This window comes from Rhizobium phaseoli (assembly GCF_010668805.1).
Classification (GTDB): Bacteria; Pseudomonadota; Alphaproteobacteria; order Rhizobiales; family Rhizobiaceae; genus Rhizobium; species Rhizobium phaseoli_A.
Genome location: NZ_WUFT01000008.1, coordinates 96,227 through 109,324, shown reverse-complemented (window position 1 = coordinate 109,324; position 13,098 = coordinate 96,227). Strand labels below are relative to the sequence as shown.

The 13,098-nt window shown below is 62.2% G+C and carries 15 protein-coding genes; 8 read left to right on the top strand and 7 right to left on the bottom strand.

What is annotated here, in order from left to right:
• Positions 1-2: 2 nt before the first annotated feature.
• Complete coding sequence (locus GR197_RS14105; protein ID WP_164010479.1) at positions 3-1,040, bottom strand: AraC family transcriptional regulator; 1,038 nt, start codon at positions 1,038-1,040, stop codon at positions 3-5.
• 57 nt (positions 1,041-1,097) lie between these two features.
• On the opposite strand from GR197_RS14105, the gene GR197_RS14100 reads away from it, so the two are divergent.
• Positions 1,098-2,072, top strand: a complete 975-nt coding sequence (locus GR197_RS14100; RefSeq protein WP_164010476.1) for an oxidoreductase — start codon at positions 1,098-1,100, stop codon at positions 2,070-2,072.
• A 214-nt stretch (positions 2,073-2,286) separates the two neighbouring features.
• Positions 2,287-2,631 (top strand): DUF1491 family protein, encoded by a 345-nt coding sequence (locus GR197_RS14095; RefSeq protein WP_164010474.1) that lies wholly within the window; start codon positions 2,287-2,289, stop codon positions 2,629-2,631.
• 78 nt (positions 2,632-2,709) lie between these two features.
• On the opposite strand, the gene GR197_RS14090 is transcribed toward GR197_RS14095, so the two are convergent.
• Entirely contained in the window at positions 2,710-3,759 is a 1,050-nt protein-coding gene (locus GR197_RS14090) for a DUF2336 domain-containing protein (RefSeq protein ID WP_164010471.1), read from the bottom strand.
• A gap of 247 nt (positions 3,760-4,006) precedes the next feature.
• Positions 4,007-4,213 (bottom strand): hypothetical protein, encoded by a 207-nt coding sequence (locus tag GR197_RS14085; protein WP_164010468.1) that lies wholly within the window; start codon positions 4,211-4,213, stop codon positions 4,007-4,009.
• A 540-nt stretch (positions 4,214-4,753) separates the two neighbouring features.
• Here GR197_RS14085 and GR197_RS32025 point away from each other — a divergent pair.
• The gene (locus GR197_RS32025) at positions 4,754-4,921 is read left to right on the top strand and encodes a hypothetical protein (RefSeq protein ID WP_204330208.1); all 168 of its coding nucleotides are present in this window, start codon (positions 4,754-4,756) and stop codon (positions 4,919-4,921) included.
• A gap of 13 nt (positions 4,922-4,934) precedes the next feature.
• Here the strand turns inward: GR197_RS32025 and GR197_RS14080 are convergent, their stop codons facing one another.
• From GR197_RS14080 to GR197_RS14070, 3 genes are all read right to left on the bottom strand, one after another.
• The gene (locus GR197_RS14080) at positions 4,935-5,483 is read right to left on the bottom strand and encodes a DUF1254 domain-containing protein (protein WP_164010465.1); all 549 of its coding nucleotides are present in this window, start codon (positions 5,481-5,483) and stop codon (positions 4,935-4,937) included.
• Positions 5,476-6,063 carry a DUF1214 domain-containing protein gene (locus tag GR197_RS14075; protein WP_164010463.1) on the bottom strand — a complete coding sequence of 196 codons (588 nt, stop codon included), beginning with the start codon at positions 6,061-6,063 and terminating at the stop codon, positions 5,476-5,478. The genes GR197_RS14080 and GR197_RS14075 overlap by 8 nt, the downstream gene beginning before the upstream one ends.
• A gap of 329 nt (positions 6,064-6,392) precedes the next feature.
• The gene (locus tag GR197_RS14070; protein WP_164010461.1) at positions 6,393-8,567 is read right to left on the bottom strand and encodes a PBP1A family penicillin-binding protein; all 2,175 of its coding nucleotides are present in this window, start codon (positions 8,565-8,567) and stop codon (positions 6,393-6,395) included.
• A 217-nt stretch (positions 8,568-8,784) separates the two neighbouring features.
• Between GR197_RS14070 and GR197_RS14065 the strand changes: the two genes are divergently transcribed.
• The 4 genes from GR197_RS14065 (at position 8,785) to GR197_RS14050 (ending at position 11,460) form a co-directional block, all read left to right on the top strand.
• Complete coding sequence (locus GR197_RS14065) at positions 8,785-9,261, top strand: YcgN family cysteine cluster protein (RefSeq protein WP_164010458.1); 477 nt, start codon at positions 8,785-8,787, stop codon at positions 9,259-9,261.
• Positions 9,262-9,478: 217 nt separating this feature from the next.
• Positions 9,479-10,462: a TerC family protein gene (locus tag GR197_RS14060; RefSeq protein ID WP_164010455.1), complete on the top strand. Its 984-nt coding sequence runs from the start codon at positions 9,479-9,481 to the stop codon at positions 10,460-10,462.
• Between the two features lie 43 nt (positions 10,463-10,505).
• A complete protein-coding gene (locus GR197_RS14055; RefSeq protein WP_164010451.1) occupies positions 10,506-10,808 on the top strand; it encodes a hypothetical protein in 303 nt (100 codons plus the stop codon).
• Positions 10,809-10,824: 16 nt separating this feature from the next.
• Positions 10,825-11,460 (top strand): exopolysaccharide biosynthesis protein, encoded by a 636-nt coding sequence (locus tag GR197_RS14050; protein ID WP_164010864.1) that lies wholly within the window; start codon positions 10,825-10,827, stop codon positions 11,458-11,460.
• Here GR197_RS14050 and GR197_RS14045 read toward each other — a convergent pair.
• Positions 11,457-12,026, bottom strand: coding sequence for a TetR family transcriptional regulator (locus tag GR197_RS14045; RefSeq protein WP_164010448.1), 570 nt, complete (start codon positions 12,024-12,026; stop codon positions 11,457-11,459). The genes GR197_RS14050 and GR197_RS14045 overlap by 4 nt on opposite strands.
• 89 nt (positions 12,027-12,115) lie before the next feature.
• Here GR197_RS14045 and GR197_RS14040 point away from each other — a divergent pair, with 89 nt between their 5' ends.
• Positions 12,116-13,030, top strand: a complete 915-nt coding sequence (locus GR197_RS14040) for an SDR family oxidoreductase (RefSeq protein ID WP_164010446.1) — start codon at positions 12,116-12,118, stop codon at positions 13,028-13,030.
• Positions 13,031-13,098 lie beyond the last annotated feature (68 nt).

The window sequence follows — 13,098 nt, the reverse complement described above, 5'->3', positions numbered from 1 at the left end:
CGCTACGATGCCGCCTTTAACGGCCGGTAATGTGCCGTCATCGCCTGGCCCTCGACATCCACCACCTCTTCGATCGGCCCGGCCTCGCGGGCCATCGCAGCACGATAACGCTTCGGCGCGCTACCGGTCATCCGCTTGAAGGCGTTGCTGAAGGCGCTTTCGGATGCGTAGCCGAGCGAAAGCGCCAGCGCCGAAACCGGCATGCTGCCATCGCGCAGCTCGCGTTCGGCAAGACGCATGCGCCAGCCGGTGAGGTAGGTGAGCGGTGCAACCCCCGCCACTGTCTTGAACCGTAACGCAAAGCTCGTGCGCGACATGCCGGCGGCCTTTGCCAGTTCGCCAAGCTGCCAGGACCGGCCGGGATCGCCATGTATCAGCCGCAGCGCCGGCGCAATGCGATCGTCGCCGAAGGCTCGGAGCCATCCGACCGTCAGGGGCGCCGAACTCATGATGTGCGCCCTCAGCACCTGGACGAACATCAACTGCGCAAGCTGTGTTGAGACGAGCAGGGCGCCCGGCCGCTTTGCCGCCATCTCCCGCACCAACTGGTCGAGCAGCCAGCACAGCACGCCGGCTTCGGCAAGGGCGGCGCGCACATGGATGATCGGCGGCAGCATGTCGGACAGCAGCTCCATGCCCTGCGGTCCGAGCGCGATGTGGCCGCCGAGATAATGGAAATCCTCGCCAACGCCGTGGCGCGCCATGCCGTCGATCTTCTCCTTGAAGGCGCTGACCGCATCGGTCGGCGCAACTGCAAGGTCACTCGCCAGGATGAAGGAGTGCCGACCGTTCAGAAGCGCAACGTCGCCTGCCTCGAGCAGAATCGGTTCACTGCCATTGTCGAGCCAAAGCCAGCAGCGCCCTTTGGCGACCGCGCTGATCTTGATCCTATTCGGCCGGGGGAAACGCAGCGCCCAGGCGCCGCCGGCAACCAGCCCGCCGGACACAAGGCAGCGCGCATCGAGCAGATTGAGCATTTCAGAGAGCGGATCGCTGATCATTTGTGAACGATGAAGCAGGAAATTGGGATTTGCAAGCATTCAGAATCCCGTTTCCCGGACGTATATAAGGCCATCATGCAACCACGGAGGCATACCATGTCTACTCCACAGGCTCCCATCGGTTCTGGCTTCGGTGCCGCTTCGACCGCCGAGGAGGTCATTGCCGGGCACGATCTCTCAGGCAAGGTCGCGATCGTCACCGGCGGTTATTCCGGTCTTGGCTTGGAGACGGCTCGTGTGCTCGCCCAAGCCGGCGCCAGGGTTGTCGTCCCCGCCCGCAATCTCGGGAAAGCCAAGGCTGCCGTGGAAGGCATTCCCGGCCTTGCACTGGAAACGCTCGACCTGATGGACCCCGGCTCTATCGACGACTTCGCCGACCGCTTTCTTGAAAGCGGCGCGCCCTTGCATTTTCTTGTTAACAATGCCGCCGTGATGGCGAACCCGCTGACGCGCGACGCCCGGGGATATGAGTCCCAATTCTCCACCAATCATCTCGGCCATTTCCAGCTCACTGCCCGCCTCTGGCCGGCGATGGTAAAGGCCGAGGGTGCGCGCGTCGTCGCCGTCTCCTCGCGCGGTCACGTCTTCTCCGGCGTCGATTTCGACGATCCGAATTTCGAGAGCCGCGCATACGCGCCTTATCTCGCCTATGGCCAGTCGAAGACGGCAAATGCTCTCTTTGCGGTGTCACTGGACGCTTTGGGTGCAAAGCACGGTATCAGAGCCTTCTCGCTGCATCCCGGCGGTATCGTCACCACCAATCTGGTCCGCCATCAGTCGAGCGACTTTCTCAAGGCGAGCGGTTATGTCGACGAGAATGGCAATCCGGTCATCGATCCGGAAAACAACAAAAAGACGATAGAGCAGGGGGCTGCGACCATCGTGTGGTGCACCGTCAGCGAGAAGCTCGACGGTCTGGGCGGCGTCTATTGCGAGAACTGCAATATCGCTACCGCCGTCCCCGGTGATACGACCGAGATGCTCGGTGTCCGTCCTTGGGCAACCGATGCGGAACTCGCCGAACGCCTCTGGCAGTTGAGCGAGCGGCTGACGGGCTTCGTCGCCAGCTGACGGGTCGCCCAGTCCAAGATGCGAACGCTGCTTGCAACTTATCAACCATGCTGCCTGAAGCTTGTCTGATTGAGGCGCGGAGCGCCGATCACCGTCCGCCAACGGCACTGGGGCGGATTGCGGCTGGCCGTCAAGGTCTGACCCCAGGAGCAACCCCAGGGGCAATGCTTGCCGCCGCATTGCCGAGGCCTGCGCCCCGGTCTATACCGCGCCGATGAGATTACGCGCTGACATCTTCGTTTCCGCCCTCCTGCGCCGCGTCTTCGCCAGCGGCGATTTTGCCGCCGTCGAAAAGAAGGGGGCGGAGGAGGCGGGTGCGATCTTCATCCGCCAGCATTTTCGCGATGGCTTGGAAACCCTTTACGCACCGGCGCCGCAGACCGCCTTCGGCGAGGGCGAGGCCTTCGGCCGGCTGTTTGAGATCCGCTTGTCGCGTAGCGATCCGGAAGCGGTGCGTGCCATGCTGGAGCGCGAACGCCGGTTCGACCCCGATCTCTGGATCGTCGAGCTGGAGGTGGAGGAATTGGGAGACATGCTCCCGCTCGCGAAAGAAGGCTGACGGTCGAGCCGAATGACCGAGGCTGGCAGCTAAGCATGTCGCGCAAAAGTGTACGCGGCTTTCTTATGACATCCTGTTCTAGCGCGACCGGCGTCCGAGGACACGCAAGTCGCGTTGCGGCGGCGACTGTCGAATGAAGCGGTGGTTTTCCGTTTCCTGGAGCGCCGGCGCATTGGCCACTTCGGGCTTATAGGTGTAGCGATCGGCGCGGCGCCAGGCGTCCACACGTTCGTGGCATTCTTCCGGGTCGAGCGCATCGAGCACCATCCAGCCGCGTGTGACGTTGTGCTGCTGTTCGGCAAGGTGCGGATAGAGCTTCTCGAGTACGAAGACGGCGTCGAGAAAGCCCATGCCGAGGCTGGTCAGCGTCGTCGCGAGCTGTTGGCCGGAAAGATCGAGCATGATGCGCTCGGCAAGCCAGCGGCTGGCCGACAGCGCATCGGCAAGCGCGGTTGCGAAATGCGTCGCCTCGCGCGAGCGGGCGAAACGTACCAGCAAAGCCTCCTGAATGTCGGTGAGCGTGCGCAGCCCAAGCCTGTCCTCGTCGGCCCGGCCGAGATGACCGGCAAGACCGAGGATACGCTCGCGCAGCGCCTCTTCATTGGCAAGCCGCTGCCCCTGCAACGCCTCCGCCTCGGTGGTCTCGGTCGGCGCCGGCGAAAGCGCAACCGTCTGTGCTTCTGTGATTGGCGCCCGTGCGGCCGCCGGCCGCGGTTGGCTCTGGCGCAGTGCCACCAGCGCATCGATGACCTTCGGCGAGAGCGAATCGCGGCTGACGATCGCCCTGACATGTGCTGCACCCTGCGTGCGCGCGATGGTAATCAGCGTATCGTCGGCGACTGCCTTGGAGGCGGCAAGAAAAGGGGCTGCGATCTCGATCGGCTGGTTCCCGATGAACAGCGCCACGGCGGCCGGCATGTTTTCGCACTGGGAGAGCGCCGCGACCGCCTGGCGCTTGGCCTCGTCGGAGGAGGCCTGGAATAGGGGCATGAAAAGCTCGGCGAATTGGCGCAGTTCGGACCGTGTCGGATGAGACAGGTTCTCGAAACTGCTGACAGTCGCCATCAATACCACGTCCTTTTTCCTGACGGCCAAGGGGCCTTCTAGGTCTCTAAACCGGTCACGCACAAAAGCACCCCGAAAACGCCGAACCAAGGGGAACCACGGGCCGATATGCGCTGGCGGAACGCATGTCGGACCACATGGGTTATGAACAAATCCTACACCGGTAGGGTTAATGCATGCTGAAGATTTTATTAAAATGTGACGGAATAATACACGCGTGACGTGTCGCGGCATGATCGGCCCTCAGTCCAACAATGCCGATTTGAAAAGGCGTTGCAGCGATTGCTCATCGCCAGTGACGGGGGAAAGTTCAGGCGGCCTTGCGATCGCGTAGCGCGTGCAGCAGCGTTTCGCGGCTGTCGTGACCGGCCTGATAAAGGTCGAGGGCTGCGGATGCTGCAAACTGCGCCTCGACGCTCTTGATGTCGATTCGCCGTTCCGCGCACCATGCACCGAGCGCACCGCGCAACACGTCGAAATCCTCAGGCGAGAAAGATGAATTCACCAGCAAAGACATCGCCGGCCCTCCGCATTCCGGCAAGAGCGCGCAATATCCGCGATCGACCGGTGCCCGGAAACGTGTGGTCGACGAGACAAACCATACGCGCATCCGAACCGGCCGCAATTAAATATTTTCATGAAGCATTTTTGCAACAGCGTGCATTTCCGGCGAGTAAGCTGCCCGTGTTCAAGCCAACTATATGAATTGTTTCTAATTTTATACATCGATGCCAAGCCGGGTCTCTACGTGGGCGGCTGAAACCAAAACAACTCCTCGCGCGTTACAGAGGAAGTGACGTGAACTGTGTTTGGCGTCCGCCGAACATTAGTAAACTGTTAACTGACATCTGTCTCAATTCGGCTAGGAACGACGCGATTTGAATGTTTGGATCGTTGAAAGTCCTGATCACGGTATTTCAATCAGGTGCCGTGGGAAAGGCGCGAATGCCCTCGGTCCGGTCACGCCGGCACTGCAGGACGCGCCGGCTCGCACATTGGCGGGCAGGGTGAAATCCATCGCAAGTTCATCCGTCTCGGGCAGTGCATGGAGACGAGAATGGCAATAGTAGTCGCATTGGCGGATCGGCAGCCGCGGGCGCCGCGTCGCCCGGACAAAGAGCCCCGCGAAGCCAAGATCCTATGGTTCACCGGCGTCCGCTACGAGCGGCTGGCCGAGAGCCCCAGGCGCGCGCCGGCGCCTGCGCCGCGCGTTAAGACGAAGTGACGTTTGCTCAACCTTAGGGGGCGGTGAATTGCTCGCAGCCGGCTTCCGCCAGGAAGTTCCGCGCTGCCTCATCGAAACTTGCCTGCGGCGCCAGCGTCCGCAGCACGGCATAGCCGTCCGGTCGGGCCATCTCCACCAGGATTGCCTGCTGCAGTTCCTGCGGCAGGTTCTTGCGCAGGTCGGTCAGCTGGATCGGACCGCCTGCCAGCACATCGAGCGCCCCGCCGACAGAGGTCCTGTCATTCATGCTGAAGACTTCGTTGGAGGCGCTGTCGTAGATCGCGATCGACCAGAAGGGCACATTGCCCTTGGCAGTGAAATGCACCGGCGCATCCTCGACGTCGAAGGAGCAGACGGCGGTGCGCACGAAGGGGTCGCCATTGGCAAGGCCTGCCTCGTCATATCGGCCGCCGAGCAGGGTGAAATTATTCAGGTCACCTTCCGCCTCTACACGGGTCGCCGCATCCTTGCCGGTGAAATGCGGCAGCGAGAGGATGATGACGAGGTGCAGCAGCGCGGCGCCGAAAAGGCCTGTCAGGATGGCGAAGAATATCCTAAGCATTGCCGCATCCGGTCTTGGTGAGCTTCGGCATGGCAAGGTCGATCACCCCGGAGCTGCCGGCGGTCGGTGTGTCGAATAGCGTCAGCACAAGCCGGAAGGTGCCGGCCTCGGGTAAGGCCAGCCAGTTGCCCGGCTGCGCGGCGGCTGAGATTTCGATCGAGAAGCTGCTGTCCGGCTGGCGCAGCACCGTCCAGGAATTGAGCGCTGAGGGATGTCCGGTCGTCACCGCTGCCGGATTGCCGCCATTGTCGGCGGTAAACAGGGTCCAGAGCCGGGCAGGCGGCGTCTGCCCGCTGATGCGATAGCGGCAGCCGGCATTCAGCCGCGCGCCATCATCGTCGACGCTCGCCGTAAAGGTCAGGCCTTCGGCGCTGCCATAAAGCAGTTTGCCGGCGCGCGCGCGGTGCGACTTGGCATAAGGATCGGCGTCGACCGTCTGCAACGCTGGAAAAGCCTCCCAGGCGCCGAGCTTGATCGCCCCGAAACCCTGTGTGGCATCCAGCGCATAAAGCGAAATCATGATCCCGCCGCCGAAGGCGACGATCAGCGTGACCAGGATGAAGAGGGGAAACCGAAACACGTCATAACCTTGGAGACCATATCGGATGAAAGGGTTACCACTGATTCTGGCAGGGTGGAATGCCACGCGACGACATGGATGCCGATCAGTCCGGTTAACGTCGAAAGCTTGCCCCTCACGCTAACCCGACCGGGGTCGAGCCAACGGTCTCGACCCGTCCTTCGGACCCCCGTAAACGGGGCGAGGGGACGTGCCCTGCGAGACGTTGGTGGGAAACACGGAGAGGGCGCGGCCTATTCCCCGCAAGCGGGGAGAAGGTGCCTGCAGGCGGATGAGGGGCCACCCTCTCGCCGATCTCCTGGGTGTCGTTCGAAGGATCCACGCGGCGTCTATTCCGCACTCGCCACCTTCGCCGGCGCAAGCGGGGCGGCATCCTTCAGCTTTTTGCCGAGATCTTTCAGGATATTCGTCGACTGAACTGAGAGCATGCGCGGCCGGATGAGCTGCGGCAATCCATCCTGCGGCTTGGCGGTGACGGTCTTGGCGAGATCCTTTTCCGAGGGCAGGGGATTTTCGACCCCAGGGATGGCCCGCAGCGTTACACCCTGATGGGCGTAGTCCATGGCGCGCTTGAAGGTCATCGCCGGCAGCGAGCCGCCGGTCATGTTGTTGGTCGAGGTGTAGTCGTCATTGCCGAACCAGACGGCGCAGGTGTAATTGCCGGTGAACCCGACGAACCAGGCGTCGCGATAGGCCTGGGTCGTGCCGGTCTTGCCGGCCGTCAGAATGCCATTGTCGAGGGCTGCCTTGCGCGCCGTGCCGACATAGGGAACGCGCGACAGCATCTGGTTCATATAGGCGTCGGCCTTTTCGGAGAGCACCCGTTTGGCTGCCGGCTCGTCACGGTCGAAATCGTAGAGCACGTCGCCGCCATAATCGAGGACCTGGGTGATGCCGTGGCGGCGCGACTGGTAGCCGCCGGCCGGGAAGGTGGCATAGGCCGTCGCCTGATCCAGCACCGTCACCTCGGATGTGCCGATCGGGATGGTGACGTCGTCGCGGATCGGCGTCTCGACGCCGAGGTTCTTCGCCATCGCCCGGATCGGCTGAATGCCGAGTTTTTCCTTGGCGAGCCGCACCGGCACGGTGTTGATCGACTGGGCGATTGCGGTCTCGAGCGTTATGCGGCCGGCATAGTGGTTGGCATAATTATGCGGGCTCCAATTGCCCCAGGAGATCGGCGCATCGACGATGGTCGTCTGCGGCGTCATCCCGCTCTCCATCGCCACCGAATAGGTGTAGACCTTGAAGGAGGAGCCCGGCTGGCGCAGCGCCCTGGTGGCGCGGTTGAACTGGCTCTCGCCGTAATCGCGGCCGCCGACCATGGCGCGCACGGCGCCGCCATTCTCGATCATCACCATGGCGCCCTGCTTGGCGTGATAGGCCTCGCCATATTCGCGCAGCGACGTTTCGACCGAATCCTCGGCCGCCTGCTGGATGCCCATGTCGATTGTCGTGCGCACGATCAGCGAATGCTGGTGGAAACGCGGCGAAAGCCGCTGCACCTCGTCGAAGGCCCAGTCAAGGAAGAAGTCGGGCGATTCCACCTCGTTGCGGTCGACGACGGTGGCCGGGTTGCGCCGGGCGGCAATCACTTGGCCCTCGGTCATCAGCCCGCTCTGCACGAGATTGGTCAGCACCTCGTTGGCGCGCGCACGCGCTGCCGGCAGGTTGACATGCGGCGCGTATTTCGCCGGCGCCTTGAACAGGCCGGCGAGCATGGCGGATTCGGCGAGGTTCACATCGGTGATATTCTTGCCGAAATAGAACTGCGCCGCCGCGGCTGCGCCAAACGTTCCGCCGCCCATATAGGCCCGGTCGAGATAGGTGGAGAGGATTTCCTTCTTGGAAAGGTTTGCCTCCAGCCAAAGCGCCAGGAATGCCTCGGTGACCTTGCGGTCGATCGAGCGTTCGTTGGAGAGGAACAGGTTCTTGGCCAATTGCTGGGTCAGCGTCGAGCCGCCCTGCACGACTTCGCCGGCCTGGGCGTTGGTGACCATGGCGCGGAAGAGGCCGATGGCGTCGATGCCGAAATGGTCGAAGAAGCGCCGGTCTTCGGTGGCGAGCACGGACTTGATCAGGGAGTCCGGCAGTTCATCGATCGGCACGGAATTTTGATGAATAACGCCGCGATGGCCGATGACGTTGCCGTAGCGGTCGGTGAAGGTGACGGCGAAATCGCCGCGGTTGCGCCAGTCCTCCTTGGTCGCCTCGAAGGCCGGCTGGGCAAGCAGCAGCATCAGCACCGAGCCGGCCGCCCCGAGCGTCAGCCCTTCGCCGGCAAGTTCGAAGACCATCCGCTTCCAGCCGCGCACGCGGAAGCGGCGGAAGAAGATGGTGATGTCTTCCCAGATCTCGGCGGCACGGAAGCCGGCGTTCCAGACGGTCGAATCGATCCATGAATCGATGCGCAGCAGGATGTGACGGCTTTTCGTCGGCCGCTTGTCCGTCGCTTTTTCTGGTCCATTTTCAGGCCCCTTTTCGGGGTTGTCCGGATCCTGCACGTCCTGTATTCCCGCCTGATCGCGCTTCGCTCATGTCCGGCTGTCGGAAAGCGACGAAAGCGCGAGGCCGCCATATGGCCGCAAAGCTCTCCGATACCAGAAGAAAGTTCTCCGGTACCAGGAGCATGCTGAAGAATTGATTGATTTTGCGCCTGATAACAAGAGAGATAGATGGGGGTCACGTGAATTTGCGGGCCGCTGTTGCAAGAAACGAACGATGAACGATCTGCCCTTCTGGAAGAGCAAGACACTGGCCGAAATGACCGTCGCCGAGTGGGAAAGTCTCTGCGACGGCTGCGGCCTCTGTTGCCTCAACAAGATCGAGGAATGGGATAGCGGCGATATCTATTTTACCTCGGTCAGCTGCAAGCTGCTCGACGGCGAAAGCTGTCGCTGCTCCAGCTACGAGAACCGCTGGGATTTCGTGCCGGATTGTGTGCAGCTGACCAAGGAGAACGTGCCCGATATCGCCTGGCTGCCGCCCACCTGCGGTTACCGGCTGGTCAATGAAGGCCGCGACCTCTACTGGTGGCATCCGCTCGTCTCCGGCGATCCGGAAACCGTTCATGCCGCCGGCATTTCCGCCCGTGGCCGCACGACCAACGAAAGCGAGATCGATATCGACGATCTCGAAGACTACGTCGTCGACTGGCCGCTGACCGTGGGCGAGGAAAGGGACGACGAGAAAGCCTGAAGCGGCCGGCGCCCCCGGCGGGGCGAATGACCCTTTGCACGGCGGCCCTTATCTTCGGCGCAAAATATAAAATTGGCACCGGCCGCTGCTTGATTGTTGAAAAGTGAGGCCCCACTTGCGGTGCAACCCGCTGGTCCGGGCCCCTCTGGCGAGAGCTTCGGCACTCTTGCGATGTCGGACCTCTTCTCCGACAACCAGTGCCGACAGGGGACTATCCTTGAATCTGTCTTTTTTGTTCGTCGAGTGGCTGGGAACGCCGCTCTGGATGTGGTCGAGCTTTTTCGCCCTCGTCATCGCTATTCTGTCCTTCGACCTCGGTATTCTTCATAAACAGAACAAGGAAATCGGCGTCGCCGAAAGCGTCAGACTGTCCGCCCTCTATATCGCGCTCGGTCTCACCTTCGGTGGTTGGGTATGGTGGTATCTCGGCTCCGAGGCCGGCCTTGCCTATCTGACGGGTTTCGTCGTCGAAAAGACGCTGGCCCTCGACAACGTCTTCGTCATCGCCTTGATCTTCTCCTTCTTTGCCGTGCCGCGCATCTACCAGCACCGGGTGCTCTTCTGGGGCATTCTCGGCGTCATCCTGCTGCGCGCCATCATGATTGGCGTCGGCGCCACGCTGGTCGCCGAATTCGCCTGGCTTCTCTATATCTTCGCCGCGTTCCTGATCGTCACCGGCATCAAGATGCTGTTCATCAAGGAGGCCGAGCCCGATGTCTCGAAGAACGTCCTCGTCCGCTTCATGCGCAGCCGTTTCAACGTCACCGAGGAACATCACGGCGAACGATTCTTCGTCAGAAAGGCAAATCCCAGGACGGGTGGGATGACATGGTTCATCACGCCGCTCTTCATGGCGCTCGTGATGGTCGAAGTGGCTGACGTCATCTTCGCCGTGGATTCGGTCCCCGCGATCTTCGCGATCACCACCGATCCGTTCATCGTCTATACCTCGAACATCTTCGCGATCCTCGGTCTTCGCGCGCTCTATTTCGCACTGGCGGCAATGATTCATCGCTTCCGCTATCTGAAGCCCGCACTTGCCATCGTGCTGATCTTCATCGGCTCGAAGATCTTCCTAGCCGATCTGCTGGGCCTGGAAAAATTCCCGGCTGCGCTCTCGCTGGGCATCACTTTCGCGATCATCGCCGCCGGCGTGGTCTGGAGCCTCCTCAAGACGCGGGATCCCCAGCAGCCCGCCTGAGCGAGCTCTGCGAGGCATACGTTAACAAAGGAAGGAAAGAGATATGATTTCGGATTTCATCGGCTGGATTTTTGCTCTCCTCGTCGTCGGTCCGCTGCAGGCTGAGATGCAGCAACAGGCCGAGCGCGCCCGGCTTCCCGTGGAGATCGTCCGCCAGTCTCAGGCCTGCCTGACATCCCAGGGACCGCAGCTCATCGAGCGCGCCGCCGGCGATTACGGCTGGGCGGCGGCCACAATCGTCAGCATAGCGATCGGCCATACCGCGCCGGCAGAACTTCTCGACGGTAGCGACCCGAAATGCGCAGCCCTCGCCAGCGCCCTGAAGGGAGAGGGCGAGGGTGCATGACGGCAATCAGCTGAAAATGGACCGTGTAATTGATCAAGACGGAAATAGACGACCGCCGCGCGGTGTGACCACTGCGCGGCTTCGGGAAATGGCGGAAATCGCCCGGGTAAAAGGCGGCCTCTCCATCGGCGAGGCTCTGGAAGCAATGGGCCAGACCAGCTTTGCCTTCACCATCCTGTTCCTGGCAATCCCGGCACTGACCCCAATCCCCGGGCCGTTCGGAATGGTTTTCGGCACCGCGCTCGCGCTGGTCTCCCTCCAGATCATCGCGGGTGGCCGGAAGCTCTGGTTGCCCGCCATCGTCAGGGATCGCCGGGTTTCGTCTGCGGCGCTTGATCTTATCGTGGGTCACGCGGTCCCGATGATCGCCCGGGTGGAAAAGCTCGTGCGCGCCGGCCGGCTGCAGGCCCTCACCGGTCCGGCAGCGCAGGCACTTCTTGGCATTCCGGTCTTCCTGCTCGCCGTGGTGATCGCGCTACCGATCCCCTTCGGCAATATTCTGCCGGTATTATCGCTGGTAGTGCTCGCCGTCGCCCTAATGGAGCGGGATGGTCTCGTCACTCTGATCGGACTGCTGCTCACATCGGCGACGGTCGTCGCGACCGCCGCCTTGCTTTATTTTATCAAGGCGATGATCTTCACGGCCTCTTAAGCTGAACGGACGGCTACCGCCGCGAGGAAACGCCGCAGTTCCGTCTCCACATAGACATCCACCGGCCCGTCCGGGCCAAAACCCCACCAGGTGAGTGAGCCCTGCCATTGCGACAGCATTAGCCGGGCGATCGTCTCCGGCGCGGTTGCCGATCCGAAGCAGCGAGCGATCGCCACTGTTAGCGCTTTTCCCCAAGCCGCCCCCCGGGAACGAAGCACCGGATCACGAAAGTCTTCACGAAGCACCAGCAGTCCCTCGCCATAGGCGGCGGCATTGTCGCCGTAGTCCTGCGACAGGCCGACAAGCAGGGCGATCGCGCCTTCCGGGGTTTTCGGCACGCTGTCGGCAAGCCGCGTCGTTTCCGCATCCAGCCCGTCCCAGGCGTATAGCAGCGCTGCACGCAGCATCGCCGCCTTCGTCGCAAACCGCTGCACCAGCGTCGAGCCGGAAAGGCCGCTGGCTTTGGCCACCGCCGCAAAAGTTGCCGCATCCGGACCCTCGGCATGGATCAGCGCCAGCACCATGGCGAGAAGCTGTTCATCGGAAAGCGTGCGGCGGCGCGGCATGAAATTCCTCTTGAATTCGCCTTATTTATGAACGAACGTTCGTTTATAAACAATGGGCTTTTTTGAGTTTTAGTGTGGAGGATGGAGAAGTGACAGCGAACTTGCGGGAGAAAGTGGCGTTGGTGGCAGGCGCAACGCGCGGCGCCGGCCGCGGCATCGCGGTGGAACTCGGTGCTGCCGGCGCCACCGTCTACGTGACGGGACGCACGACGCGTGCCCGGCAATCCGAATATGCCAGGCCGGAGACGATCGAGGAGACGGCCGAACTGGTAACGGCTGCGGGCGGCAGGGGCATTGCCGTGCAGGTCGACCATCTCGTTAAGGCTGAGGTCGAGGCGCTGGTCGCCCGCATACGGGCGGAGGCCGGCAGGCTCGATATTCTCGTCAACGACATCTGGGGCGGCGAGAAACTGTTCGAATGGGACAAGGCAGTTTGGGAGCATTCGCTGGACAACGGCCTGCGCATGCTGCGGCTCGGCATCGAAACGCATCTGATCACCGCACACTACGCCCTGCCGCTGATGATCGAACGGCCGGGTGGACTGCTGTTGGAGATGACCGACGGCACGGCCGAATACAACGCCAGCCATTACCGGCTGTCACCCTTCTATGACCTCGTCAAAACGGGTGTCACCCGCATGGCCTGGGCGCATGCACAGGATTTGGCAAAACACGGCGCCACGGCGGTTTCGATCACGCCCGGCTGGCTGCGCTCCGAAATGATGCTGGATGCTTTTGGTGTTCGAGAGGAGAGCTGGCGCGAGGCAACGAAGACGCAGCCGCATTTCGCCATTTCCGAAACTCCGCGCTTCGTTGGCCGCGCGGTTTCGGCCATCGCCGCCGATCCCGACCGCGCCCGCTGGAACGGCCAGTCGCTGTCGAGCGGTGGACTGGCCAAGGTCTACGGCTTCGATGACATCGACGGCTCGCGGCCGGATTGCTGGCGCTACATGGTGGAAGTGCAGGAGCCTGGCAGGCCGGCGGATGTGACCGGCTATCGCTAATGCATGCATCAGGAAGTGTGCCGCGCTTCCGGAATAACGACATGCCTAAACCAAAGGACTAAGCGCAT

Bases quoted from the DNA above. Each gene is read 5' to 3' on its own strand.
- GR197_RS14045 (WP_164010448.1), bottom strand. From the start codon at position 12,026: ATGCCGCGCCGCCGCACGCTTTCCGATGAACAGCTTCTCGCCATGGTG.
- GR197_RS14080 (WP_164010465.1), bottom strand. From the start codon at position 5,483: ATGCTTAGGATATTCTTCGCCATCCTGACAGGCCTTTTCGGCGCCGCG.
- GR197_RS14105 (WP_164010479.1), bottom strand. From the start codon at position 1,040: ATGCTTGCAAATCCCAATTTCCTGCTTCATCGTTCACAAATGATCAGC.
- GR197_RS14055 (WP_164010451.1), top strand. From the start codon at position 10,506: ATGATTTCGGATTTCATCGGCTGGATTTTTGCTCTCCTCGTCGTCGGT.
- GR197_RS14100 (WP_164010476.1), top strand. From the start codon at position 1,098: ATGTCTACTCCACAGGCTCCCATCGGTTCTGGCTTCGGTGCCGCTTCG.
- GR197_RS14095 (WP_164010474.1), top strand. From the start codon at position 2,287: ATGAGATTACGCGCTGACATCTTCGTTTCCGCCCTCCTGCGCCGCGTC.
- GR197_RS14085 (WP_164010468.1), bottom strand. From the start codon at position 4,213: ATGTCTTTGCTGGTGAATTCATCTTTCTCGCCTGAGGATTTCGACGTG.
- GR197_RS14050 (WP_164010864.1), top strand. From the start codon at position 10,825: ATGGACCGTGTAATTGATCAAGACGGAAATAGACGACCGCCGCGCGGT.
- GR197_RS14065 (WP_164010458.1), top strand. From the start codon at position 8,785: ATGAACGATCTGCCCTTCTGGAAGAGCAAGACACTGGCCGAAATGACC.
- GR197_RS32025 (WP_204330208.1), top strand. From the start codon at position 4,754: ATGGCAATAGTAGTCGCATTGGCGGATCGGCAGCCGCGGGCGCCGCGT.